The organism is Kitasatospora sp. NPDC092039, from assembly GCF_044756065.1.
Taxonomy (GTDB): Bacteria; Actinomycetota; Actinomycetes; order Streptomycetales; family Streptomycetaceae; genus Kitasatospora.
In genome coordinates, this window is sequence record NZ_JBIVSD010000022.1 from 13,942 (window position 1) to 38,499 (window position 24,558).

Consider the following 24,558-nt stretch of genomic DNA (forward strand, 5'->3'; position numbering starts at 1 on the left):
TCACAGCTCACCCATCGGGACGCGCACCCCGCGCTCAGCGGCGACCTCGGTGGCGCGGTCGTAGCCGGCGTCCACGTGCCGGATGACGCCCATGCCCGGGTCGTTGGTGAGCACCCGGCGGATCTTCTCGCCGGCCAGCGCGGTGCCGTCGGCGACGGTGACCTGGCCGGCGTGGATCGAGCGGCCGATGCCGACGCCGCCCCCGTGGTGGATGGACACCCAGGAGGCGCCGGAGGCGACGTTGACCATGGCGTTGAGCAGCGGCCAGTCGGCGATCGCGTCGGAGCCGTCCAGCATCGCCTCGGTCTCCCGGTACGGGGAGGCGACCGAGCCGCAGTCCAGGTGGTCGCGGCCGATCACGATCGGGGCGGACAGCTCGCCGGAGGCGACCATGTCGTTGAACCGCTCGCCGGCCTTGTCGCGCTCGCCGTAGCCGAGCCAGCAGATCCGCGCGGGCAGGCCCTGGAAGTGCACCTTCTCCTGGGCCATCCTGATCCAGCGGTGCAGCGACTCGTTCTCCGGGAAGAGGTCGAGGACGGCCTTGTCGGTCTTGTGGATGTCCTGCGGGTCGCCGGACAGCGCCGCCCAGCGGAACGGGCCCTTGCCCTCGCAGAACAGCGGGCGGATGTACGCCGGGACGAAGCCGGGGAAGGCGAAGGCGCGGTCGTAGCCGGCCAGTTGGGCCTCGCCGCGGATCGAGTTGCCGTAGTCGAAGACCTCGGCGCCGCGGTCCAGGAAGCCGACCATCGCCTCGACGTGCCGGGCCATCGACTCGCGCGAGCGCCGGGTGAACTCGGCGGGCTTCTCGGCCGCGTAGGCGGCCATGTCGTCGAAGGCGACGCCGACCGGCAGGTAGCTCAGCGGGTCGTGGGCGCTGGTCTGGTCGGTGACGATGTCGATCGGCGCGTCCATCGCGAGCAGCTGCGGGAACAGGTCCGCGGCGTTGCCCAGCAGGCCGATGGAGAGCGGCTGCTTCCTGTCGCGGGCCTCGGTGGCGAGCTGCAGGGCGTGGTCGAGGTCCTTGGCCTCGACGTCCAGGTAGCGGTGCTCGATCCGGCGGCTGATCCGGGACGGGTCGCAGTCGATGCAGATCGCCACGCCGCCGTTCATGGTGACGGCCAGCGGCTGGGCGCCGCCCATCCCGCCGAGGCCGGCGGTGAGGGTGATGGTGCCCTCCAGCGAGCCGTTGTAGCGCTTGTTGGCGACGGCGGCGAAGGTCTCGTAGGTGCCCTGGAGGATGCCCTGGGTGCCGATGTAGATCCAGGAGCCGGCGGTCATCTGGCCGTACATGGTGAGCCCGAGGCTCTCCAGCCGGCGGAACTCCTCCCAGTTGGCCCAGTCGCCGACCAGGTTGGAGTTGGCGATCAGCACCCGGGGCGCCCACTCGTGGGTCTGCATCACGCCGACCGGGCGGCCGGACTGGACCAGCATGGTCTCGTCCTGCTTGAGGCCCTGCAGCGTCTTCACCATGGCGTCGAAGGACCGCCAGTCGCGTGCCGCCTTGCCGGTGCCGCCGTAGACCACCAGCTTCGACGGGTGCTCGGCCACCTCGGGGTCGAGGTTGTTCATCAGCATCCGCAGCGCGGCCTCCTGCTGCCAGCCCTGCGTCGTGAGCCCCGTGCCACGCGCCGCTCGCACCTCACGCGGCCCACTCGCCTGCTGCACCATAGTCCCGGCCTCTCTGCGGATGGATTCATTCAAGCTCGGTCTGGTTGAATATAACTAAACAGTCGACGTTCGGCCAGACCCTGAAACAATCCGATCAGCAACGGCACCGGCCGACTTGGCGCGTTAGCCTGAACCCGGCGAACACCAGCCACTCGGCCCAGCACCAGGGAGTGGAGGACACGATGACGGCCATCACCGTGCGGCCCGGCAGACTCCGGGATGTGGCGGAGGAGATCGAGCAGCGCACGGGACTTCGCGCCCAGATCATCGGAGGAACCCTGGTGATGTCCCCCACTCCCCGAGGCAAGCACGCGGGAACCGTCCGGCAGCTACGCATCCAGCTGGATTCGAAGTTGCCCGCCGACCTCGGCGCGTACGAGGTCTCGTCCATCTACATGCCGGGCAACGACGAGGACTACGTCACCCCGGACCTGATCGTTCTCCCCCTCGACTGGGAGAACGACGACGAGTGGCTGGCCGACCCGCACGACGCGGCTCTGGCCGTCGAGGTGATCTCCAACTCGGAGGGCGTGAAGGCCGTCGCCACCAAGACCGACTGGTACGCCAGCGCAGGCACGGCCGTCCTGCTCGCACTCGATCCGCGCAACGGCACCTGGACGCTCTACACGCACCCCCGCGACGGCCTGTACCAGGGCGTCCTGCTCGGCAAGTACGGCGAGCCCGTCCCACTTCCCGCGCCGCTGCCCGCCGAGCTGGACACCTCCGGTCTTCCGATCTACGCACCGCGCCGCTGAGCCCCTCAGGCCGCCGCGCCGCCGTCCCAGTCGATGCCGATCTCGGCCAGCCAGCGGCGGTCCTCGGCATCCGGGGCGGGCGGGGACGGCGGGCGGGGGATGTTCTGGACCGGGCCGAGGCCGTACTTCTCGGCGGCCGCGGCGGCGGCGTCGGGTTCGATGACGCCGACGTGGACGGCCGACTCGTCGCCCGGGTCGAGGACGGTCAGTTCGGGTTCGGGCAGCCGCCGCAGGGTGACGCGGCGTCCGCAGGCGGGGCAGGACCATTCGTCGGCGCCCGAGGACAGCCGGGCGACGAACTTCATCTCGTGGATCACGTGCATGGGCGGCACCCCCTGCCGTAGGGGATGCCCGGGTTCGTGTCGAGTACTCCCCCGCCGCCGCTGCCGGCCGCGCCTGTTCCGGAACTACTCCAGGAACAGCCCGCGCGCCGCCGCCGACTGCTCGATCGCCTCCAACCGGGCCTCCGCGCCCGGGAGTTCGTCGCACATGGACTGCAGCAGCACCCGGCCGAGCATCATCGGCGCGCAGGCGGTGTCGAAGACCAGCCCGGTGCCGACGGCGGCCGGCAGCATCAGGTCGGACAGCTTGGCGACCGGCGCGAAGGCACTGTCGGCCACGGTGAGCACCGTCAGCCCGCACTCGCGGGCCACCGTCAGCGCGTCCATCAACTCCCGCGGGTAGCGCGGCAGCGCGAAGCAGAGCAGCGCGCTGGCCCCGGCCGCCCGGGCCTGCTCCAGCCGGTCGGCGAGCATGCTGCCGCCCTCGTCCAGCAGCCGGACGTCCGGGTGCACCTTGGACGCGAAGTAGGCGAAGCCGCGGGCCTGCGCCGAGGCGGCCCGCAGCCCGAGCACCGGCAGCGGGCGGGAGGCGGCGAGCAGCCGGGCGGCCCGGATGATCGGCTCCGGGTCGGCGAGGAGTTCGGCGAGGTGGCGCAGGTGCGCGATCTCGGCCAGCACGGCCTGCTGGTGCTCGTTGCGCACCGCCTCGTCCGGGCTCTCCGGCGCGGCCGGTTCGCCGCCGCCGAGTTCGCGCAGCTGCTTGCGCAGCGCCGGGTATCCGTCGTACCCGAGCGCGACCGCGAAGCGGGTGACGGACGGCTGGCTGACGCCCGCGAGTTCGGCGACCTCCACACTGGACAGGAACGGCGCCTCGGTGGCGTGCCGCACCAGCGAGTGGGCGATCCGGCGCTGGGTGGGCGTCAGCCGGTGCCCCTCGAACAGCTGGAGCAGCCGGGCGGAGGGGCCGACGCTGCCGGTCTCGTCGGTGGCGGTCATCAGCGGTACCTCCGGGTGCGAGGGGTTCGGACGACGACTGTGCAGGAGCGGGCCGCACCTGGCAAAGACGTCTCGTACGGCGGGACGGCCGGTGGGACGTCCCGAGGAGGGCGGGGTCCGGGGGCGCCGCAAGGTCGGGGTAACCCTGATTTGTCCCTGAGCCCGCCCGGATTCCTCCGGCGAACGGATGGACCGGCGGCCCCGTCGGCCCCACTCTGGTTCCATGGACACTCGTCAGGACGAACTGCGGCGCGACCTCGACGCCACCCTCCAGGCCCGCAAGGAGCTCGGCCCGGAGTACGAGGACGCCCTGGTCGACTCCTTCATGAAGCGGCTCGACGCCCGGATCAACGCCCGGGTCGAGCGCTCGGTGGCCGAGCGGATCGACGACTACGAGCCGCGGTCCCGCCACGACCGGGGCCACCCGCGCCGTTCGGGCTTCGGCAAGCGCTCCGGCACCGGGCTCGCGGTGACCTCGCTGGTCATCGGCGTCCCGCTGACGGCGATCGCCGGCAGCCCCGAGAGCGGCGGCTTCGCCGGCCTGGTGGTCTGCTGGGCGGGCATCGTCGGGGTCAACCTGGCCGCCGCCCTGGGCGAGCTGCGCAACCGCGGGAACCGCGGCGAGCGCGGGCCGCGGAGCGACTGGGACTGAGCCCCCGTCACCCCGCGGCGGCTCCCGCTCAGGCCAGCGGGCCGGTGACCCGCTCGACCGCGCGCACCAGCTCGCCGGAGGCCACCAGCTCGGCGGCCGCCTCCAGGTCCGGCGAGAGGAAGCGGTCGCGGCCGGCGCCGCCGACCCCCGCCTCCCGGGCGGCGGCCAGCGCGGCCGCGGTGGCCGGGGCGAGCCCGCCGGACCCGTCGGTCTGCTGACGGATCTCCAGCGCGCGGGCGGAGGCGGTGAGTTCGACGGCCAGGATCCGGCCGAGGTTGGCCACCGCCTGGCGCAGCTTGCGCGCGGCCGACCAGCCCATCGACACGTGGTCCTCCTGCATCGCGGAGGACGGGATCGAGTCGACCGAGGCCGGGACGGCGAGCCGCTTGTTCTCGCTGACCAGCGCCGCCTGGGTGTACTGGGCGATCATCAGGCCGGAGTCCACGCCCGGGTCGTCGGCCAGGAAGGCCGGCAGGCCGTGCGAGCGGGCCTTGTCGAGCAGCCGGTCGGTGCGGCGCTCGGAGATCGAGCCGAGGTCGGCGGCGGCGATGGCGAGGAAGTCCAGCACGTACGCGACCGGGGCGCCGTGGAAGTTGCCGTTGGACTCCACCCGGCCGTCCGGCAGCACCACCGGGTTGTCGACCGAGGCGGCCAGCTCGCGCGAGGCGACCAGCTGGGCGTGCGCCAGGGTGTCCCGGCCGGCGCCGGCCACCTGCGGGGCGCAGCGGATCGAGTAGGCGTCCTGGACGCGCGGGGCGTCGTCCTGGTGGTGGCCGGTGAGGCCGGAGCCCTTGAGGACGGCGAGCATGTTGGCGGCGCTCAGCGCCTGGCCCGGGTGCGGGCGGATCGGGGCGTGCAGCTCGGGGGCGAGCACCTTGTCGGTGCCGAGCAGCGCCTCCAGGCTCATCGCGGCGGTGATGTCGGCGGTGGTGAACAGCCGCTGGAGGTCGGCGATGGCCATCACCAGCATGCCGAGCATGCCGTCGGTGCCGTTGATGAGGGCGAGGCCCTCCTTCTCCAGCAGCTCGACCGGCTCGATGCCGGCGGCGGCGAGCAGCTCGGCGACGGGCTTCTCCACGCCGTCCGGGCCGGTGGCGGTGCCCTCGCCCATCAGGACCAGCGCGCAGTGCGACAGCGGCGCGAGGTCCCCGGAGCAGCCGAGCGAGCCGAACTCCCGCACCACCGGGGTGATGCCGGCGTTGAGCAGGGCGGCCATGGTCTGCGCGACCAGCGGCCGGACGCCGGTGCGGCCGGAGGCCAGCGTCTTCATCCGCAGGAACATCAGCGCGCGGACCACCTCGCGCTCGACCGCCGGCCCCATGCCGGCGGCGTGCGAGCGCACCAGCGACCGCTGCAGCTGGGCGCGCAGCTCGGGGCTGATGTGGCGCACGGCGAGCGCGCCGAAGCCGGTCGACACGCCGTAGACGGGACGCGGCTCGGCCGCGAGGGCGTCGATCCGGGCGCGGGCGGCCGCCATCTCGGCCTGCGCGTCGGGACCGATCTCGACCCGGGCGTTGCCCCGGGCGACGGCCAGGACGTCCTCGGCGCTGACGTCGGCCTTGCCGACCAGGACCAGCGGAGCGTCGGGGGCCACAGCACTGTGCATATCCATATACACCATCACATCAGGTGAATGAAGATATGACAACAGGTGCTCACCATCCGGATTCTCCGCCCTCCGGATCGGCGCCGCACACGGTGGCCCCCCGACCGCTCCCCCGCTACTTCACGAGCTCCGCCTCGATCAGGTCGGCCGCCCTGGCCGTGCCGCCCTCGGCCCGGCCGGCGGCGGACAGCTCCCGCAGCCGCTCGGCCACCGCCGGGTCGCCGACCAGCTCCAGCAGCGCCGCGCGCAGCGCCTCCGGGGTGGCCTGGTCGGTGTCCAGCCGCCGGGCGACGCCGTGCGCCACCAGGGCGTCCGCGTTGGCGAACTGGTCGACACCCTGCGGCACCGCGATCATCGGCACGGCGTGGAACAGCCCCTCGCTGGAGCCGCCCATGCCCGCGTGGGTGACGAAGGCGTCCGCCTGGGCGAGCACCGACAGCTGCGGCACCCACCGGTGCACCTCGACGGTGTCCGGCACCTCGCCGAGGTCGGCGAGGTCGGTGTGCTTGCCGACCTGCAGCACGGTGTGCCAGCCCGGCAGGTCGCCGAAGGCCTGCACGCAGGCCCGGTAGAAGGCGGGCTGGTTGGTGTAGGCCGAGCCCAGCGAGACCAGCAGCACCTTCTCGGCACTCTCCGGCCGCCGCCACTCGCCCTGGTGGCCGCGGTCGCCGAAGCAGGGCCCGACGAAGGTGATCCGCTGCTCGTCGACCCGGTCGGCGTTGGGCTGCAGGGCGCGCGGGATGAGCGCGATCGCCCGCTGCGGGCGGGCCTTGAAGGCGTCCACGTCCCGCTCGGTCGCGCCGGCCTCGGCCAGCCAGTCCGCGAACCGGCGGTAGTACTCGGCGCCGCCCTTCCCGTTGCGGATCGCCTCGAAGACCTCCGCCAGGTCCTCCTCGAAGCCCTCCCAGCCCACGTAGGTGGGCGACAGCTGCACCACCGGCACCCCCAGCCGCTCGCCCAGCGCCCGGCCGGCGAAGCCCGCGATGTCGGTGAGCACCAGGTCGGGCCGGTCGTCGGCGAAGGCCGCCAGCAGGACGGTCCACATCGCGAGCGCGTCCTCCAGGAACAGCTCCTGGAGCCCCACCGGGTCGTCCGTCCAGCTGTTCGGGTCGTCGCCGAGCGGCAGCGTCGTCGGGTACGGGACGAAGGCGGCGCCGGTGGACTCGACGGTCTCCCGGAAGGAGGCGTCGTTGACGTAGCTGACCCGGTGGCCCCGGGCGACCAGCTCGGTGATCACGGCGAGGCTGGGGTTGACGTGCCCGTGGGCCGGAATGGAGACCATCAGGATGTGTGCGGGGCGGGTCACGGGCACCTCCGGGGAGAGTGGATGAGACGAGACGGTCCGTCTCGTCGGGTGTTGAGAAGACAATACGTCTCGTCTCGTCGTTTCGCATAGACTTTTTTCCCATGACCTCCAGAACCGCTCCGGACCCCGCCCGCCGCAGCGAGCGCGCACGCGCCGCCGTCCTCGCCGCCGCCGTCGAACTCGTCGCCGAAGTCGGCTACGCCAAGGTCACCGTCGAGGCGATCGCCGCCCGGGCCGGCGTCGGCAAGCAGACCATCTACCGGTGGTGGCCCTCCAAGGGAGCGGTCGTCTTCGACGCCTTCCTCGCCGCCAACGAGCACGAGGGCAGCCTCGCCCTCCCCGACACCGGAGACCTCGCCGCCGACCTCCGCGCGGTGCTGCGCCCCACCAGCGACGAGTTCGCCGACCCGGGCGCCGACCGCACCTACCGCGCGATCATCGCCGAGATCATCAACGACCCCGCGCTGTACACCGAGTACCGCACCCGCCTGCTGGACCCGCTGCTGGAGGTCACCCGGGACCGCCTGCGCAGCGCCCGCGAGGCCGGCCAGATCGCCCCCGACACCGACCTCGACCTCGCGATCGAACTCGTCTACGGCCCGCTCCAGTACCGCTGGCAGTACCGGCTCGGCCCGCTCACCCACGAGCACGCCGACCGCCTGGTCGACGCCGCCCTCCGGGCCCTCAACCCGCCTGCCGTCACCGGCGGTTCCGGCGCCTGACCCGGACCACGGCCGGCACCGCGGCCGGCACGCGGACCAGCAGGCCGACGGCGGCCCACCCGGACGGCCCGCCGAAGCCGCCGTGGAACCCGTGCCGCGACCTGCGAGGGACGCGCCGGTCGCCGGATCCGCACCCGGCGCGGGCGGCCGTAAGGCCGGGCGGGCGGGCGGCCGCGGCGAACGCTCAGACCACCGGCGGCGAGGCCGGCCCCGCCAGCGCGACCGAGACCAGGGCGCGCATCGCGCTGGCCGCCTGCCCCAGCGGCAGGGTGGCGTCGTCGGCGAAGAGCTCCACCAGCCAGCCGCCGGCCGGGTTCTGGCCGCCCGCCGCGACCATGCCCCGGTAGCCGGAGACCACGAGCATCGCCTCCTCCGCCGGGTCGTTCCCGGCCGCGCCCGCCCGCAGGGCGAAGGCGTCACCGCGCACGGCACGGCGGGTCATCGGGTAGTGCCGGAGGTCGAAGACCGCGTCGGGGGCCTCGATCTGGGCCCGCTGGGTCTCGGCACGGGCGCTGCTTGGCCCGCTGGTCATCCGGTAGACGGCGTGCTGGGCGGTGCGCATCAGGTGGGAGCCGGGCGGGACGTACGAGACCCACCAGCCGACCGCGTCCAGCAGCCGGGAGGAGGCCTCGGCGACCACGACCAGCTTGCCCAGGGTGTCCGCCGGGTGGACGGCGCGGGTGGTGGCGGCCTGGTCGAGGGAGGCGAGCACCGCGGTGAGCAGCTGCCCCGGGTCGGCGCTGTGGGCGGCGCCGCGGAACCGCCGCCGGTCGCCCGCCCCGGACCGGCCGCTCGGCCCGCGCCGCCCGTCCGCCCGGTGGTGCGGGTCGGCGGCGTCGGCGAGCAGCACCGTGGGGTCGGGCGAGAAGCCGGGGCCGTGGCTGCGCCCGGCGACCACCGGGTGGGCGGCCCGGGCCGCCTTGGCCCGGTACTGGGCCGCGTCGGCGAGCCGGAACAGCCGGTCGGGCGTGGTGACCGGCCCGATCGAGTCGCCGGTGGAGGCGACGCCGCAGGCCACGCCCTCGCCCTCGGAGAGCGCGAGGGCCCGGGCGCACAGCTCCTCGGCGACGGCGACCACCTCGTCGGCCTTCTGCCCCTCCACCAGCAGGCAGAACTCGTCGCCGCCGAGCCGGGCGGCGAGGCTGCCGGGGAGCTTGGCGGCGGCCAGCGAGAGCTGGTGGGCGAACCGCTCCAGCAGCCGGTCGCCCATCTCGTGGCCGAGCTGGTCGTTGACCCGCTTCAGCCCGTTGACGTCGCAGACCACCAGCGAGACCACGGTGTTGTCCCGGTTGTGCGCCTCCAGCGCGCTCTCCAGCCGGGCGTCCACGGCGCGCCGGTTGGCCAGGCCGGTGAGCGGGTCGGAGAAGGCCAGCTTGCGCAGGTCGGCGAGGCGCTCGGTCTGCGCCAGCCCGGCCGAGACCTGGGCGGCGAGCAGCGTCGCGTAGTCGGCGTCGGCCTCGGTGAACTCCGGCATCCCGGCCGAACGGGCGAGGTACAGCTCGCCCCAGGCCTGGCCGTGCAGCACGATCGGCGCCACCACGCAGCAGGCCCGCCCGCGCCGGCGCAGCGCGGCGGCGCGCTCCTGGCAGTACGCGCCGGCGGTCGGGTGGGCGTGCCCGGCGTGCGACTCACTGCTCTCGGCGCTCTGCAGCCAGGCCCGCGGCAGCCGCCCGGTGCTCCAGCGCTCCTCCAGGTACGTGACGATCTCGGGGAAGTCGGCGACCGGGTACGACTCGTCCTCGGGCAGTTCCTCCTCGCCCGGGGCGAGGTCGCCGTGGTTGACCAGCACCCGCAGCCGGCCGGACTCGCGGTCCCAGACCGAGACGGCGGCCATGGCGGCGCCGAGCGCCTCGGTGGCCCGGGCGGCGGCGGCCCGGACCGCGTCCAGCGGGGTGAGCGCGGCGGCCATGTCCTGGGCCAGCTCGACCACGGACTGCAGTCTGAGGTCGGGCAGCGGGTCGGGACGCCGCGAGCCACCGCAGACGCAGTCGCGGTCCGTCATGATCGCCTCGCTGCTCACCGGCTCGCCTCGCTCCCTGTGCTCGGTCCTGCCGGACCCCCGTCGACCGGCCGCACCGCACCCGATCGGCCGCTTGCACCAAGACTAGGGCGGTTTCGTTCGGTTATGCCCCGTTTGCCCGGGCGAACCCGCGACAGAACGTACGGGTTTCAACCGTTCGGCACCCGCGAAGACCCGCACACCGCGGGGCAGCGCTCCCGCGAACTCCCCGGGGAGCCCTCGCACCGGCCGTGGTTCCTCCACCGGGCGTCTTCCCCGCGGGTCGGCCGCTACTCGGCCGTTCGGCCCCGGCCCTAGTCGGCCGTCAGCCGCCGGGTGAGCAGCCACGGCTCGACCAGCCCGAGCCCCCGCACCGGCCGCCGCCACATCGGCTGCAGGTGGAACCGCGCCCCCGCGTCCGGGCCCGGCATCGGCAGCCCGGAAGCGGGCATCCCGGCCGCGGCCGACAGCGCCTCGGCCAGGCCCGGCCCCTCCGAGTCGGCCGGGGCGACGCTGCCGTTCTGCTCCAGCGCGGCGGCGAACTCGCCGTCGATCAGCACCGCGTCCTTGGGCGCGATCGAGGTGAGCCGGCTGGCCAGGTTGACGGTGGTGCCGAAGACGTCGCCCATCCGCGAGGTGACCGTGCCGAAGGCCATCCCGACCCGCAGCGGCGGGATGGTGTCGTCCCCGGCCAGCGCCTCGATCAGGCTCAGCGCGATCTCGGCGGCGGTCGTCGGATCCTCGGAGACGTAGAGGATCTCGTCACCGAGGGTCTTGATCACCCGGCCGCCCTGGCCGGCGATCAGGTCCGAACAGGTGTTCTCGAAGGTCTCGACCAGCTCGCCGAGCTCCTCCTCCTCCAGCCGCCGGGACAGCCGGGTGAAGCCGACCAGGTCGGCGAAGCCGACGGCGAGCCGCCCGCTGGTGATCTCGTGGTCCTCGGCGGCCTGCACCACCCGGCCGGTGACGGCCGCCAGCTGGCGCCGCCAGACGTACACCAGGAACTGCTCCAGCTCCGGCAGCAGCAGCTCGACCAGCGGGTACGCGACGTCGGCGCGGGTCAGCCCGGGCTCGACGGACTGGGTGAGGTTCTCCAGGAAGGTGTCCATCTGCCAGCCGGCCAGCCGGGCCGTGGTCTGGCCGGTGGAGCGGGCCACCTGGATCGCCATCGACTCGCTGAGCAGCCCGGACTCGACCAGGCCGGCCAGCCGCCGCAGCGCGATCACGTCGCCGTCGGTGAGCGCCCGGGACTGGCCGATGTCGGGGAAGCCCATGGCGCGCCAGAACCGGGTGGCCAGCTCCATCGGGACGTCGGCGGCGCGCGCGGCCTGGTACGGGGTGTAGCGGCGCGGCGCGTCCAGGATCAGGCGTTCCAGTTCGAGCGCCACCGTGGGGTCGTTGCCGCCCGCCGTCGCGCCGCTGCCGCCGTCCTCTGCCACCGGTCCGTCCCCGTGCGATCGCCGCACTCGCCTCGTGTCCCACCTGTCCGGGCGCGCCGCCCGCCACCCGGGCGGGCAGTGGCGCGCCTCACACCGCTGCCAGGTGGAATATTCGCACGGAATCGTCGGATCCGGGGCATCAGCCCGGGTCAAGGGGAGGTGAAGACTGCCGTTCAGCGGGGCTCGGGGCGCACGTGGACGACGTCCCCCGCACCGACCGCCCGGCGTACGCCGTCGGGCGTGCGGACCACCAGCCGGCCGTCGCCGTCCACCGCCACGGCCTCGCCGACCAGCTCGCGGTCGCCCGGCAGGTGCACCTTCACCTGGCGGCCCAGCGTGGTGCAGCGGTCCACGTAGGCGCGCATCAGGTCGCTGGCGTGCGGGTCGCCCGCGGCGGCCGTCCAGTCCCGGTACAGCTCGGCGAACTCGCGCAGCAGGGCGCGCAGCAGGGTGCCCCGGTCGGTGGTCGAGGCGCCGGCCAGCGCGAGCGAGGCCGCGGTCGGGACGGGCAGCTCCTGCGCCCGCAGCGACACGTTGAGGCCCATGCCGACCACCACCGCGCCGCCGGCCAGCTCGGTGAGGATGCCGCCGAGCTTGCGCTCCGCGCCGTCGACCTCCGCCTGGAGGTCGTTGGGCCACTTCAGCCCGACCTCGACCCCGGCGACCCGGCCCAGCGTGCTGGCCGCGGCCACCCCGACCAGGATCGGCAGCCAGCCGTACCGCTCGACCGGCACCTCCTCGGGGCGCAGCAGCACCGACAGGAACAGCCCGGAGCGGGGCGGGGCGGTCCACTGCCGGTCCATCCGGCCGCGGGCGGCGCTCTGCGCCTCGGCCACCAGCACCGCGCCCTGCCCGGCGCCCGCCGCGGCCCGGGCGGCGAGGTCGCTGTTGGTGGAGCCGGTCTCCGCGACGACGTCCAGGGAGGTCCACAGCCCGCCCGGGACGAGCAGGTCGTGGCGCAGCGCCTCCTCGTCCAGCGGCGGACGGTCCAGGTCGGTCCAGGGCGACGGTCCGGCGTGGCCGAAGCCGCGCAGTCCGCTGCGGCGGGGGTTCCGTGGTTCGGTCATGGGGGAAACCCTAGATCGGCTCGGGGAGCCAGGCCGCCCCATCGTCCCGCAGAACGCCCCTCGGCAAAACTGTGTCGATGGCCATAACGCCAGGACATGACGCATCGCCCTCCGCGCTGGCTACGCTACCCAGCGGTAGTTCGTAGCGCCGCCCTGCCCTCATGCGCGGGCCCACCCCCCGGTTCCGCGCGCACTCGAACAGGTCGCGGCCATGGATCAGGGAGAGCCACCGGATGACCGAGGCGCCGTACGACCCCCACACCACCGCGGGCAAGCTCGCCGACCTGCGGCGCAGGCTGGACGAGGCGGTGCACTCCGGCTCCGCGAAGGCCGTGGAGAAGCAGCACGCCAAGGGCAAGCTGACCGCCCGCGAACGGGTCGTGGAACTGCTGGACGAGGACTCCTTCGTGGAGTTCGACGAGTTCGCCCGGCACCGCTCGACCAACTTCGGCCAGGAGAGGAACCGCCCGTACGGCGACGGCGTGGTGACCGGCTACGGCACCGTGGACGGCCGCCAGGTCGCCGTCTTCGCCCAGGACTTCACCGTCTTCGGCGGCTCGCTCGGCGAGGTCTTCGGCGAGAAGATCGTCAAGGTGATGGACTTCGCGCTGAAGACCGGCTGCCCGGTCATCGGCATCAACGACTCCGGCGGCGCGCGGATCCAGGAGGGCGTGGTCTCGCTCGGCCTGTACGGCGAGATCTTCCGCCGCAACGTGCACGCCTCCGGCGTCATCCCGCAGATCTCGCTGATCATGGGCCCCTGCGCGGGCGGCGCGGTGTACTCCCCCGCGATCACCGACTTCGTGGTGATGGCCGACCAGACCTCGCACATGTTCATCACCGGCCCGGACGTGATCAAGACCGTCACCGGCGAGGACGTCGCGATGGAGGAGCTGGGCGGCGCGCGCACCCACAACACCAAGTCGGGCAACGCGCACTACCTGGCCGCGGACGAGAAGGAGGCGATCGAGTACGTCAAGAGCCTGCTCTCGTACCTGCCCTCCAACAACCTGTCCGACCCGCCGTCCTACCCCGAGCAGGCCGACCTCACGGTCACCGAGGAGGACCTCGAACTCGACACCATCGTGCCGGACTCGGCGAACCAGCCGTACGACATGCGCAAGGTGATCGAGCACATCGTCGACGACGGCGAGTTCCTGGAGACCCAGCCGCTGTACGCGGGCAACATCATCACCGGCTTCGGCCGGGTCGAGGGCCAGTCCGTCGGCATCGTCGGCAGCCAGCCGATGGACCTGGCCGGCTGCCTGGACATCAACGCCAGCGAGAAGGCCGCCCGCTTCATCCGCACCTGCGACTCCTTCAACGTCCCGGTGCTGACCTTCGTGGACGTGCCCGGCTTCCTGCCCGGCACCGAGCAGGAGTGGGACGGCATCATCCGGCGCGGCGCCAAGCTGATCTACGCCTACGCCGAGGCCACCGTCCCGCTGATCACCGTGATCACCCGCAAGGCCTTCGGCGGCGCGTACGACGTCATGGGCTCCAAGCACCTGGGCGCCGACCTCAACCTGGCGTGGCCGACCGCGCAGATCGCGGTGATGGGCGCGCAGGGCGCGGTCAACATCCTGCACCGCCGGGAGATCGCCGAGGCCGAGGCGGCCGGCACCGCCGAGGAGAAGCGGGCCGAGCTGATCGCCTCGTACGAGGACACCCTGCTGAACCCGTACCTGGCGGCCGAGCGCGGCTACGTGGACGCGGTGATCGCGCCGAGCGAGACCCGCCGGCACATCGTCCGCGGCCTGCGGGCGCTGCGCGGCAAGCGCGAGGTGCTGCCGCCCAAGAAGCACGGCAACATCCCCCTGTAGGCCCCGTCCCTGTCGGGAGAGAACCAGCCATGTCCCCGATCCACGTGCTGCACGGGCAGCCGACCCCCGAGGAGCTGGCCACCGTCCTGGCGGTGGTCCAGGCCCGGGCCGCCGCCGCGCAGGCCGCCGCCGAGACGGCGCGGCTGGCCGGTGCCGGCCCGGCCTCCCCCTGGAACGACCGCTCCCGCCTGCTCCGCCCGGCCGTCCACCCGGGCGTGAACGCCTGGCGGACCTCGGGCTGGGCGCACTGAAGTCCCCCGGGTGGAGCGGGAGTCCGGCCGCGCCGGCGTCCCGCTCCACCCGGCTCCCCCGCCGAGGGGCTCGGTCCGAAACCTGAGTACGGATACTCAGGCGCCCGCGGCCCCGCGCGGCGCACTCTGGACGGGTGCTCTGGTCAGACCCCCGTGACGAGCCCTCGCCCGAGGCCCGTCGGATGCAGGAGCGGATGCAGCGGGCCGGCAAGGTGCTCGCCGCCCTGGTGCTGGTCGGCGCCGTGCTGATGATGCTCTCCCGCTCCTTCACCTGAGCCGTTCACCCGAACGGCGGACACGGGCACCCCCTACGCTGGTGGGCATGACCGACCAGCGCCCCCTCGTCCTCGCCTCCGCCTCCCCCGCCCGCCTCGGGCTGCTGCGCCAGGCGGGGCTCGACCCCCGCGTGGTGGTCAGCGGCGTCGACGAGGACGCGATCACCGCCGCCACCCCCGCCGAACTCGCCCTCGTCCTGGCCGAGGCCAAGGCGGAGGCCGTCGCCGCCGGACTCTCCGACGGCGAGCTGGTGATCGGCTGCGACTCCGTCCTGGAACTGGACGGCCGGGCCCTCGGCAAGCCCGCCGACGCCGCCGAGGCACTGGCCCGCTGGCGGTCGATGCGCGGACGGGCCGGCGTGCTGCGCACCGGCCACTGCGTGATCGACACCGCGACCGGCCGGCAGTCCTCGGCCACCGCCTCCACCACCGTCCGCTTCGGCACCCCGGACGACGCGGAGATCGCCGCGTACGTGGCCTCCGGCGAACCGCTGCACGTGGCCGGGGCGTTCACCCTGGACGGCCGCTCGGCGCCGTTCGTCGACGGCATCGACGGCGACCCGGGCAACGTCATCGGCCTCTCCCTGCCGCTGCTGCGCCGGCTGCTCGCCGACCTGGACCTGCGCATCACCGATCTGTGGACCGACTGACCTGCCGCACCCGGCGGTGGTGCCCCTAAGCTGACCGGCGTCCGGACGGGGAGGGGACGCGGCAGATGACCGACAGCGTGCTCAACGTGGTGCTGGGCCTGGTGGCCAGCGCGATCAGCGCCTGCCTCGGCTGGCTGGCGCAGGCGCTGCGGCGCCGCCGCAGGGTCGAGCGGGTGCGGTCCTTCCTCGGACTGCCGAACGGCAGCGAGTGCCTGGTCGTGGTGCCGCGCAGCATCGGGACGGGCTCGCACGCCCACACCGTGACCCGGCGCGACGCCTACGCCCTGATGTGGCTGGCCGGGCTGGTCGAGGAGTGCGGGGCGCGGCCCGAGCTGGTCGCCCACGACGCCGCGCACCGCGGCCTGGGCGCCAAGACCGAGCTGTGCCTGGGCGGGCCGGTCAGCAACGAGCGGACGGCCGCCCACCTGGCCTGGGGGCTGCCGGGCGTGCTGGTCACCTCGGGCCCGGGGCCGGGCAGCAACGTGATCGTGGTGGGCGAGCGCGACTTCGCCGCCGGTCCCGACCGGACGCACGCCCTGCTCGCCCGGATCGCCACCCCGGACGGCGGCCGCCCGGTGTTCCTGGTCGCGGGCCAGACCGGCATCGCCAACCAGGCCGGGGTGCGCTTCCTGGTCGCCCGGCACCGCGAGCTCGCCCGGAAGTACGGCCAGGACGGCACCTTCGCGCTCGTCCTGCGGGTGGTCAACCCGGAGGCGTACGGGCCGGACATGGTCGAGGTGGCGGCCGACGTGACGGCCGAGGCGCTGCGGCGGCCCGAGGCCCGCTCAGCCGCCGCTTGAGCGGGCCGCGCGAGACTGTGGCCGATGCCACCTCCCGCCACGCCGCCGGCCGGTCACCCGCTGTGGCCCCCGCCGGTCCGGGCGGACCCGCGCCGACCTGCGGTGTCGTGCGGGAGCCCGTCCAGGGGCCCGGGAAAGCCATCACCGAGCGTGTGGGATAGTTCACAACCCGGGGCTACTCGCCGGTACTGCCCGGGAATCCATAAACTCATCGAGGTTCAAGAAGGGAGCCACAGTGCGCAAGGTGCTCATCGCCAACCGCGGGGAAATCGCCGTCCGCGTCGCCCGGGCCTGCTCGGACGCCGGTATCGCCAGCGTCGCCGTCTACGCCGAGCCGGACCGGGATGCGCTGCACGTCCGCGCGGCCGACGAGGCTTACGCGCTGGGCGGTGACACCCCCGCTACCAGCTACCTGGACATCGCCAAGGTCCTGAAGGCGGCCGCCGACTCCGGCGCGGACGCCGTCCACCCCGGTTACGGGTTCCTGTCGGAGAACGCCGACTTCGCCCAGGCCGTGCTCGACGCGGGTCTGATCTGGATCGGCCCGCCGCCGCAGGCCATCCGCGACCTCGGTGACAAGGTCACCGCCCGGCACGTCGCCCAGCGGGCCGGTGCCCCGCTGGTGGCCGGCACCCCGGACCCGGTCTCGGGTGCCGACGAGGTCGTCACGTTCGCCCGGGAGCACGGCCTCCCGGTCGCCATCAAGGCGGCCTTCGGCGGCGGCGGCCGCGGCCTCAAGGTCGCCCGCACCCTGGAGGAGATCCCGGAGCTGTACGACTCCGCGGTGCGCGAGGCCGTCGCCGCCTTCGGCCGCGGCGAGTGCTTCGTCGAGCGCTACCTGGACAACCCGCGGCACGTGGAGACCCAGTGCCTGGCCGACAAGCACGGCAACGTGGTGGTCGTCTCCACCCGTGACTGTTCGCTCCAGCGCCGCCACCAGAAGCTCGTCGAGGAAGCGCCCGCGCCGTTCCTGACCGAGGAGCAGAACGCCGAGCTGTACCGGGCGTCCAAGGCCATCCTGAAGGAGGCCGGCTACGAGGGCGCCGGGACCTGCGAGTTCCTGGTCGCGCTGGACGGCACGATCTCCTTCCTGGAGGTCAACACCCGCCTCCAGGTGGAGCACCCGGTCACCGAGGAGGTCACCGGCCTCGACCTGGTCCGCGAGATGTTCCGGATCGCCGACGGCGAGGAGCTCGGCTACGGCGACCCCGAGGTGCGCGGCCACTCCTTCGAGTTCCGCATCAACGGCGAGGACCCGGGCCGCAACTTCCTGCCCGCGCCCGGCACCGTGTCGCTGTTCGCCCCGCCGTCCGGCCCGGGCGTGCGCCTGGACTCCGGCGTGGAGACCGGCTCGGTCATCGGCCCGGCCTGGGACTCGCTGCTGGCCAAGCTGATCGTCTCCGGCCGCGACCGCAAGCAGGCCCTGGAGCGGGCCCGCCGCGCGCTGGCCGAGTTCAAGGTGGAGGGCATGGCCACCGCCATCCCGTTCCACCGGGCGGTCGTCACCGACCCGGCGTTCGCGCCCGAGGTGCACGGCGGCGAGGGGCCGTTCAAGGTCTTCACCCGGTGGATCGAGACCGAGTTCGACAACACCATCCCGCCGTTCGCCGGCGCGGCCGGTGACGGCGAGGAGGCCGAGACCCGGGAGACCGTGGTGGTCGAGGTCGGCGGCAAGCGGATCGAGGTCTCGCTGCCGTCCTCGCTGGGCGTCGCGGCGGCCCCGGCGGCCGGTGCGGCGGGTGCCGCCAAGGCCAAGCGCCGGGTGGGCGCCAAGAAGGCCGGCTCGGCCGTCAGCGGCGACACCCTGGCCTCGCCGATGCAGGGCACCATCGTCAAGGTCGCCGTGGAGGAGGGCCAGGTCGTCGCCGAGGGCGAGCTGATCGTGGTCCTGGAGGCGATGAAGATGGAGCAGCCGCTGAACGCCCACAAGTCGGGCACCGTCTCCGGCCTCAAGGCCGAGGTGGGCGCGAGCGTCAGCAGCGGCGCAGCGCTCTGCGAGATCAAGGACTGACACCGTCCCCGTCCTCGGACCGGTCCGTACGCCCTCCTGGGTGTGCGGACCGGTCCCGTTTCCGAGGCCGGTACGGGCTCAGCGCCCGCGCGGCAGGCCCAGCTCGGCCAGCCGGGCCGGCATGCCGCCCGGGCCGACCGGCCCGCCGTGCGCGCCGGGGCGGCGCTGACCGGGCAGCGGGGCGCCGCCCGGGGGCGGGCCGCCGCGGCGGGCCATCGGGCCGGGCTGGGTCTGGTGCACCGGGCCGCTGCCGGTGCCGTGCACCGGGGCGTCACCGCTCGGGCCCGCGCCCAGCGGGGCCAGGTCGACCTGCACCCCGCAGTCGGCGAGCGCGTCCAACTCGCGGGCGGTGCCGTCGTCCGCGGTGGCCTGCTCGTCGGTGACCAGCCGGGTGATGGTCTCGGTGGCGACGGTCTGGAACATGCCGGCCGCGCCGAGCTTGGTGTGGTCGGCGAGGACGATCACCTCGGCGGCCGCCAGCACCATGGCCCGGTCCACGCTCGCGGACAGCATGTTCGCCGTCGACAGCCCACGCTCGGCCGTCAGCCCGCTGCCGGAGATGAAGGCCTTGTTGACCCTCAGCCCCTGCAGCGACTGCTCCGCGCCGCTGCCCACCAACGCGTAGTTGGAGCCGCGCAGGGTGCCGCCGGTCATCACCACCTCGACCCGGTTGGCGTGCGCCAGGGCCTGGGCGACCAGCAAGGAGTTGGTGACCACCGTCAGCCCGGGCACCCGGGCCAGCCGGCGGGCCAGCTCCTGGGTGGTGGTGCCGGCGCCGACCACCACCGCGTCGCCCTCCTCCACCAGGCCGGCGGCGAGGTCCGCGATGGCGCTCTTCTCCGCCGCGGAGAGGTGGGTCTTCTGCGGGTATCCGGGTTCGCGGCTGAAGCCGCCGGGGAGCACCGCGCCGCCGTGCCGGCGGTCGAGGAGCCCTTCTGCCTCCAGCGCCCGCACGTCACGACGCACGGTCACTTCGGAGGTCTGGACGACGCGGGCCAACTCCCGGAGCGAGACGGCTCCGTTGGCGCGCACCATTTCGAGGATCAACTGGCGACGTTCTGCTGCAAACACAGAACCGACGGTAACCTGCGTGACCGTCTGCTTTCAGGCGTTTGCAGCTAGTAGCGGGAATTGCTCACGCACGAGCGGCGCGTGACCGTACAATACGCGCCGTCGAGGGCCCGGTACTGCGCCCGCCGTCCGGGTGACGGGCATGCCCGCGCGAAGGGCGGCCGCCGATCGGCAGCCGCCCTCAACTGTGCGCCGGACGCTCAGGATTCGCCGTCGGCCCGCTTGCGGATGTGCAGCTGCCGGGCGGCCTCGGCGGTCGAGCCGGAGACGGACGGGTAGACGGTGAAGGCGCTGGCCACCTGTTCGACTGTCAGATTGGCGTCCACCGCGAGCGAGATCGGGTGGATCAGCTCGCTGGCCCGCGGGGCGACGACCACGCCGCCCACCACGATGCCGGTGCCCGGGCGGCAGAACAGCTTCACGAAGCCGTCCCGGATGCCCTGCATCTTCGCCCGCGGGTTGCCGCGCAGCGGGAGCTTGACCACGACGGCGTCCATCTTGCCGCACTCCACGTCGGCCGCCGTGTAGCCGACGGTGGCGATCTCCGGGTCGGTGAAGACGTTGGAGGCCACGGTCTTGAGGTTCAGCGGCTGCACCGCGTCGCCGAGCGCGTGGTACATCGCGATCCTGCCCTGCATGGCCGCCACCGAGGCGAGCATGAAGACGCCGGTGCAGTCGCCCGCCGCGTAGACGCCGGGGGCGGTGGTGCGGGAGACCCGGTCGACCTGGATCTGGCCCCAGTCGTTGAGCTTGACCCCGGCCTCCTCCAGGCCCATCTCGGAGGTGTTGGGGATCGAGCCGACCGCCATCAGACAGTGGCTGCCCTCGATCACCCGGCCGTCGGCCAGCATGACCTCGACCCGGTCGCCGATCCGCTTGACGCTCTCGGCGCGCGAGCGGCCCATCACGTTCATGCCGCGGCGGCGGAAGACGTCCTCCAGCACCTCGGCGGCGTCCGGGTCCTCGCCCGGCAGCACCCGGTCGCGGCTGGACACCAGGGTGACCTTGGAGCCGAGCGCCTGGTAGGCGCCGGCGAACTCGGCGCCGGTCACGCCGGAGCCGACCACGATCAGCTCGCGGGGCAGCTCCTCCAGGTCGTACACCTGGGTCCAGGTGAGGATCCGCTCGCCGTCCGGCTGGGCGTCCGGCAGCTCGCGCGGGTGGGCGCCGGTGGCGATCAGCACGGCGTCGGCGCGCAGCGACTGCACGGTGCCGTCGGGCGCGTCCACCAGGACCTCGCGGGAGCCGTCCACGGCCTGCCCGCCGGTGCCGAGCCGGCCGCGGCCGCGCAGCACGGTGACGCCGGCCCGGGTGACGGACTGGGTGATGTCGTGGGACTGCGCGATGGCCAGGCGCTTCACCCGGCGGTTGACCTTCCCCAGGTCCACGCCGATCACCCGGGCCGCCTGCTCGATCGGCGGGGTGTCGTCCGCGACCAGGATGCCCAGTTCCTCGTACGAGCTGTCGAAGGTGGTCATCACCTCCGCAGTCGCGATCAGGGTCTTCGACGGAACGCAGTCCGTGAGCACCGCCGATCCGCCCAGACCGTCGCGGTCGACGACGGTCACCTCCGCGCCGAGCTGTGCGGCGACCAGGGCCGCCTCGTAGCCGCCGGGTCCGCCACCGATGATCACGATCCGAGTCACGCTCCCCATTGTCCCGCACGCCGGGAGCGCCGCCACGCCGGGGTCCGGGCTCCGTACCTTCGTCCAGTCGCCGCGGCCCGCCCGCCGCCCGGGCTACGCTGGCCCCCATGCCCCTTTACGCCGCGTATGCCACCAACCTCGATGCCCGGCAGATGACCCGCCGAGCCCCGCACTCCCCGCTGCGCGGCACGGGGTGGCTAGCCGGCTGGCGGCTCACCTTCGGTGGCGAGCAGCTCGGTTGGGAGGGCTCGCTGGCGACCGTGGTCGAGGACGAGAAGGACCAGGTCTTCGTCTCGCTGTACGACGTCGCGCCGATGGACGAGGAGGGCCTGGACCGCTGGGAGGGCGTTCAGCTCGGCATCTACCGCAAGATCAAGCTGCGCGCGCAGACCCTGGACGGCGACATCCCGGTCTGGACGTACGTGCTGAACGACTACGAGGGCGGCCTGCCCGCGGCCCGCTACCTCGGGCTGGTCGCCGACGCCGCGGAGAGCGCCGGCGCCCCGCACGACTACGTGATGGACCTGCGCCGCCGCCCCTGCTGAGGCGTGTCCGACGCTTCCCGCCGGGTGTGGGAACCGACGAGCCGGGTGCCCGGAGAACGCCGCCGAGCTGTGCCTTCGGGTCATCCGGGTAACGATCCGGCACGCCGGGAGCGAATTTCTACGCGCGTAGCCGAAACCCGTCTATCCTCTGACCCGTGAACGCTTCTCCTCAGTCGGTCGTCTCCGCCGACCCCTACGCCGCCGCCCAGGCCGCCGCCGAGCGCCTGCGCGAGCTGACCGGTGCCGAGCGGCACGACGTCGCCCTGGTGATGGGCTCCGGCTGGGTGCCGGCCGCCGACGCCCTGGGCGAGACCGTGGCCGAGTTCCCGGTCACCGACCTCCCGGGCTTCCCCGCCCCCGCCGTCGCCGGCCACGCCGGCAAGATCCGTTCGGTGAAGATCGGCGACAAGCGCGCCCTGATCTTCCTCGGCCGCAACCACTACTACGAGGGCCACGGCGTGGCCACCGTCGTCCACGGCGTGCGCACCGCCGCCGCGGCCGGCTGCGGCATCGTCGTGCTGACCAACGGCTGCGGCGGCCTGCGCCAGGGCTGGACCCCGGGCCAGCCGGTGCTGATCAGCGACCACATCAACCTGACCGGGGACTCCCCGATCGTCGGCGCCAACTTCGTCGACCTCACCGACCTGTACTCCAAGCGCCTGCGCGCCCTGTGCCACGAGGTCGACCCGACCCTGGACGAGGCCGTCTACGTCCAGTTCCGCGGCCCGCACTACGAGACCCCGGCCGAGGTCAACATGGCCCGGGTGATCGGCGGCGAGCTGGTCGGCATGTCCACCACCCTGGAGGCCATCGCCGCCCGCGAGGCCGGCTCCGAGGTGCTCGGCATCTCGCTGGTCACCAACCTGGCCGCCGGCATGACCGGCGAGCCGCTCAACCACGAAGAGGTGCTGGAGGCCGGCAAGGCCTCCGCCGAGCGCATGGGCGAGCTGCTGGCGAAGGTCCTTGAGCGGATCTGACGCCCGCGGGGCGCAGAATCATGACTGACGGGGCCCACGGGCGGTGTGATCCGCTGATCACACCATCCCGTGGGCCCCGTCCGCGTGCGCGACCCCCTTCCGTGCGGAACCCTCCGGTCACAGCGGAACCCTCCCGACCCACGGCGGAACCTCCGGCCGACACACCGACGCACTTCCCGATGGAGCTGGCATGACGCAGGCACCCACCACCGACCTCCTCGCCCGGGCCCGGACCTGGCTGGCCGAGGACCCCGACCCGCGGACCCGCGAGGAGCTCGCCGCCCTGCTGGCCCGGGCCGAGGGCCCGGAGGCCGAGACCGACAGCAAGCTCGCCTGGGCGGAGCTCGCCGAGCGCTTCTCCGACCGCCTCCAGTTCGGCACCGCCGGCCTGCGCGGCGAACTCGGCGCCGGCCCGATGCGGATGAACCGCGCCGTGGTGATCCGGGCCGCGGCCGGCCTGGTCTCGTACGTCCGGCAGCAGGGCCTGGGCGACCTGGTCGTCATCGGCTACGACGCCCGCCACAAGTCGTACGACTTCGCCCGCGACACCGCCGCCGTGGTGGTCGGCGCCGGCCTGCGCGCCGCGCTGCTGCCGCGCCCGCTGCCGACCCCGGTGCTCGCCTTCGCCGTCCGCCACCTGGGCGCGGCCGCCGGCGTCACCGTCACCGCCAGCCACAACCCGCCGCAGGACAACGGCTACAAGGTCTACCTCGGCGACGGCTCGCAGATCGTCCCGCCGGCCGACGCCGGGATCGCCGCCGAGATCGACGCGATCGGCTCGCTGGACGAGGTCCCGCGCGCCGAGGAGGGCTGGGAGGTGCTCGGCGAGGACGTCGTCGAGGCGTACCTGGCCCGGGCCGTCTCCATCGTCGACGAGCACGGCCCGCGCGACCTGGAGGTGGTCTACACCCCGATGCACGGCGTCGGCCGCGACACCCTGGTCGCCGCCTTCCGCCGGGCCGGCTTCCCCGCGCCCACCGTGGTCGCCGAGCAGGCCGAGCCCGACCCGGACTTCCCGACCGTGGCCTTCCCCAACCCGGAGGAGCCGGGGGCGATGGACCTCGCCTTCCGCACCGCCGCCTCCGTCGGCCCGGACATCGTGATCGCCAACGACCCGGACGCCGACCGCTGCGCGGTGGCCGTCCCCGCCAACGGCAACGCGGCCGGCAGCGGCGGCGGCGCCGGCTGGCGGATGCTGCGCGGCGACGAGGTCGGCGCGCTGCTCGGCTCGGCCCTGGTCGCGAAGAAGGCCGAGGGCACCTTCGCCACCACCATCGTCTCCGCCACCCTGCTCGGCCGGATCGCCGAGGCGGCGGGCCTGGGCTACGCCGAGACGCTGACCGGCTTCAAGTGGATCTCCCGCGCCGAGGGCCTGCGCTACGGCTACGAGGAGGCGCTCGGCTACTGCGTCGACCCGCAGGGCGTCCGGGACAAGGACGGCATCACCGCCGCCCTGCTGGTCGCCGAGCTCGCAGCCACCCTCAAGAAGTCCGGCCGCACCCTGTCGGACCTGCTGGACGACCTGGCGCTGGAGCACGGCCTGCACGCCACCGACCAGCTCTCCGTACGGGTCCAGGACCTCACGCTGATCGCCGACGCCATGCGCCGGCTGCGCGAGCGGCCGCCGACCGTCCTGGCCGGCCTCCAGGTGACCCGCGCCGACGACCTGTCGGCCGGCTCCGCCGACCTGCCGCCCACCGACGGCCTGCGCTACTACCTGGCCGGCGAGGGCGTCCGCTCCGCCCGCATCGTGGTGCGCCCCTCCGGCACCGAGCCCAAGCTCAAGTGCTACCTGGAGGTCGTCCTCCCGGTCGCCTCCGCGGCCGACCTCGGCCCCGCCCGCGAGCGCGCCGCCGCCCTCCTCGCGACCGTCAAGCAGGACCTCGCCCTGGCCGCAGGCATCACCGCCTGACGCCCGGAACGCGCGGAGGGGGCCCCCCGGGGCGCCCCGCGGGGCCCCCCGCGCGGGGGGGGGGGGGGGCCCCCGGGGGCGGGGCCCCGGGCGGGACGCCCCGGCA

Annotated in this window: 21 protein-coding genes and 1 pseudogene; 12 read left to right on the forward strand and 10 right to left on the reverse strand. The window is 73.9% G+C overall.

All coding sequences use genetic code 11. The annotated features are described in order from the left end of the window. On the reverse strand, positions 1-1,668 hold the full coding sequence (hutU, locus tag ACIQI7_RS32705; RefSeq protein ID WP_401117145.1) for a urocanate hydratase: 1,668 nt from the start codon (positions 1,666-1,668) through the stop codon (positions 1-3). 182 nt (positions 1,669-1,850) lie between these two features. Between hutU and ACIQI7_RS32710 the strand changes: the two genes are divergently transcribed. Next, positions 1,851-2,423: a Uma2 family endonuclease gene (locus ACIQI7_RS32710; RefSeq protein WP_401117147.1), complete on the forward strand. Its 573-nt coding sequence runs from the start codon at positions 1,851-1,853 to the stop codon at positions 2,421-2,423. Between the two features lie 5 nt (positions 2,424-2,428). On the opposite strand, the gene ACIQI7_RS32715 is transcribed toward ACIQI7_RS32710, so the two are convergent. Together ACIQI7_RS32715 and ACIQI7_RS32720 are read right to left on the reverse strand one after the other, a co-directional pair. Then, positions 2,429-2,746 (reverse strand): hypothetical protein, encoded by a 318-nt coding sequence (locus tag ACIQI7_RS32715; protein WP_401117149.1) that lies wholly within the window; start codon positions 2,744-2,746, stop codon positions 2,429-2,431. Positions 2,747-2,830: 84 nt separating this feature from the next. After that, the gene (locus ACIQI7_RS32720) at positions 2,831-3,700 is read right to left on the reverse strand and encodes a MurR/RpiR family transcriptional regulator (RefSeq protein WP_401117151.1); all 870 of its coding nucleotides are present in this window, start codon (positions 3,698-3,700) and stop codon (positions 2,831-2,833) included. Between the two features lie 223 nt (positions 3,701-3,923). Here ACIQI7_RS32720 and ACIQI7_RS32725 point away from each other — a divergent pair, with 223 nt between their 5' ends. Further along, positions 3,924-4,352: a hypothetical protein gene (locus tag ACIQI7_RS32725; protein ID WP_387756558.1), complete on the forward strand. Its 429-nt coding sequence runs from the start codon at positions 3,924-3,926 to the stop codon at positions 4,350-4,352. Positions 4,353-4,380: 28 nt separating this feature from the next. Here the strand turns inward: ACIQI7_RS32725 and hutH are convergent, their stop codons facing one another. After that, positions 4,381-5,958, reverse strand: a complete 1,578-nt coding sequence (gene hutH, locus ACIQI7_RS32730) for a histidine ammonia-lyase (protein WP_401117154.1) — start codon at positions 5,956-5,958, stop codon at positions 4,381-4,383. A gap of 115 nt (positions 5,959-6,073) precedes the next feature. After that, a complete protein-coding gene (locus ACIQI7_RS32735) occupies positions 6,074-7,240 on the reverse strand; it encodes a macrolide family glycosyltransferase (protein ID WP_401117292.1) in 1,167 nt (388 codons plus the stop codon). Between the two features lie 125 nt (positions 7,241-7,365). Here ACIQI7_RS32735 and ACIQI7_RS32740 point away from each other — a divergent pair, with 125 nt between their 5' ends. Next, the gene (locus tag ACIQI7_RS32740) at positions 7,366-7,986 is read left to right on the forward strand and encodes a TetR/AcrR family transcriptional regulator (RefSeq protein ID WP_401117156.1); all 621 of its coding nucleotides are present in this window, start codon (positions 7,366-7,368) and stop codon (positions 7,984-7,986) included. 751 nt (positions 7,987-8,737) lie between these two features. On the opposite strand, the pseudogene ACIQI7_RS32745 reads toward ACIQI7_RS32740, so the two are convergent. The 3 genes and pseudogenes from ACIQI7_RS32745 to ACIQI7_RS32755 all read right to left on the reverse strand — a co-directional run. Further along, positions 8,738-9,895, reverse strand: a pseudogene (locus ACIQI7_RS32745) (diguanylate cyclase domain-containing protein); the annotation flags it as partial. A 404-nt stretch (positions 9,896-10,299) separates the two neighbouring features. Then, positions 10,300-11,424, reverse strand: coding sequence for an adenylate/guanylate cyclase domain-containing protein (locus ACIQI7_RS32750; protein ID WP_387756550.1), 1,125 nt, complete (start codon positions 11,422-11,424; stop codon positions 10,300-10,302). 173 nt (positions 11,425-11,597) lie between these two features. Further along, positions 11,598-12,491 carry a biotin--[acetyl-CoA-carboxylase] ligase gene (locus tag ACIQI7_RS32755; protein WP_401117158.1) on the reverse strand — a complete coding sequence of 298 codons (894 nt, stop codon included), beginning with the start codon at positions 12,489-12,491 and terminating at the stop codon, positions 11,598-11,600. A gap of 233 nt (positions 12,492-12,724) precedes the next feature. Between ACIQI7_RS32755 and ACIQI7_RS32760 the strand changes: the two genes are divergently transcribed. From ACIQI7_RS32760 to ACIQI7_RS32785, 6 genes are all read left to right on the forward strand, one after another. After that, positions 12,725-14,314: an acyl-CoA carboxylase subunit beta gene (locus tag ACIQI7_RS32760; RefSeq protein ID WP_387756546.1), complete on the forward strand. Its 1,590-nt coding sequence runs from the start codon at positions 12,725-12,727 to the stop codon at positions 14,312-14,314. 29 nt (positions 14,315-14,343) lie between these two features. After that, positions 14,344-14,565: an acyl-CoA carboxylase subunit epsilon gene (locus tag ACIQI7_RS32765; protein ID WP_401117161.1), complete on the forward strand. Its 222-nt coding sequence runs from the start codon at positions 14,344-14,346 to the stop codon at positions 14,563-14,565. 134 nt (positions 14,566-14,699) lie between these two features. Further along, positions 14,700-14,840 carry a morphogenic membrane protein MmpB gene (gene mmpB / locus ACIQI7_RS32770; RefSeq protein ID WP_387756542.1) on the forward strand — a complete coding sequence of 47 codons (141 nt, stop codon included), beginning with the start codon at positions 14,700-14,702 and terminating at the stop codon, positions 14,838-14,840. Positions 14,841-14,887: 47 nt separating this feature from the next. Further along, on the forward strand, positions 14,888-15,490 hold the full coding sequence (locus ACIQI7_RS32775) for a nucleoside triphosphate pyrophosphatase (protein WP_401117164.1): 603 nt from the start codon (positions 14,888-14,890) through the stop codon (positions 15,488-15,490). 65 nt (positions 15,491-15,555) lie between these two features. Next, positions 15,556-16,290, forward strand: a complete 735-nt coding sequence (locus ACIQI7_RS32780; protein WP_401117166.1) for a hypothetical protein — start codon at positions 15,556-15,558, stop codon at positions 16,288-16,290. Positions 16,291-16,525: 235 nt separating this feature from the next. Further along, positions 16,526-18,301 carry an acetyl/propionyl/methylcrotonyl-CoA carboxylase subunit alpha gene (locus ACIQI7_RS32785; protein ID WP_401117168.1) on the forward strand — a complete coding sequence of 592 codons (1,776 nt, stop codon included), beginning with the start codon at positions 16,526-16,528 and terminating at the stop codon, positions 18,299-18,301. A 78-nt stretch (positions 18,302-18,379) separates the two neighbouring features. Here ACIQI7_RS32785 and ACIQI7_RS32790 read toward each other — a convergent pair whose 3' ends face one another. Together ACIQI7_RS32790 and ACIQI7_RS32795 are read right to left on the reverse strand one after the other, a co-directional pair. Further along, on the reverse strand, positions 18,380-19,336 hold the full coding sequence (locus ACIQI7_RS32790; protein ID WP_387756612.1) for a DeoR/GlpR family DNA-binding transcription regulator: 957 nt from the start codon (positions 19,334-19,336) through the stop codon (positions 18,380-18,382). A 236-nt stretch (positions 19,337-19,572) separates the two neighbouring features. Continuing rightward, positions 19,573-21,027: an NAD(P)H-quinone dehydrogenase gene (locus ACIQI7_RS32795; protein ID WP_387756534.1), complete on the reverse strand. Its 1,455-nt coding sequence runs from the start codon at positions 21,025-21,027 to the stop codon at positions 19,573-19,575. Between the two features lie 98 nt (positions 21,028-21,125). Between ACIQI7_RS32795 and ACIQI7_RS32800 the strand changes: the two genes are divergently transcribed. The 3 genes from ACIQI7_RS32800 to ACIQI7_RS32810 all read left to right on the forward strand — a co-directional run bounded on the left by ACIQI7_RS32800 (position 21,126) and on the right by ACIQI7_RS32810 (position 24,452). Next, positions 21,126-21,563 carry a gamma-glutamylcyclotransferase gene (locus ACIQI7_RS32800; RefSeq protein WP_049660023.1) on the forward strand — a complete coding sequence of 146 codons (438 nt, stop codon included), beginning with the start codon at positions 21,126-21,128 and terminating at the stop codon, positions 21,561-21,563. A gap of 155 nt (positions 21,564-21,718) precedes the next feature. Then, positions 21,719-22,540 carry a purine-nucleoside phosphorylase gene (locus ACIQI7_RS32805; protein WP_387756531.1) on the forward strand — a complete coding sequence of 274 codons (822 nt, stop codon included), beginning with the start codon at positions 21,719-21,721 and terminating at the stop codon, positions 22,538-22,540. A 190-nt stretch (positions 22,541-22,730) separates the two neighbouring features. Next, positions 22,731-24,452 carry a phospho-sugar mutase gene (locus ACIQI7_RS32810; protein ID WP_401117171.1) on the forward strand — a complete coding sequence of 574 codons (1,722 nt, stop codon included), beginning with the start codon at positions 22,731-22,733 and terminating at the stop codon, positions 24,450-24,452. Positions 24,453-24,558 lie beyond the last annotated feature (106 nt).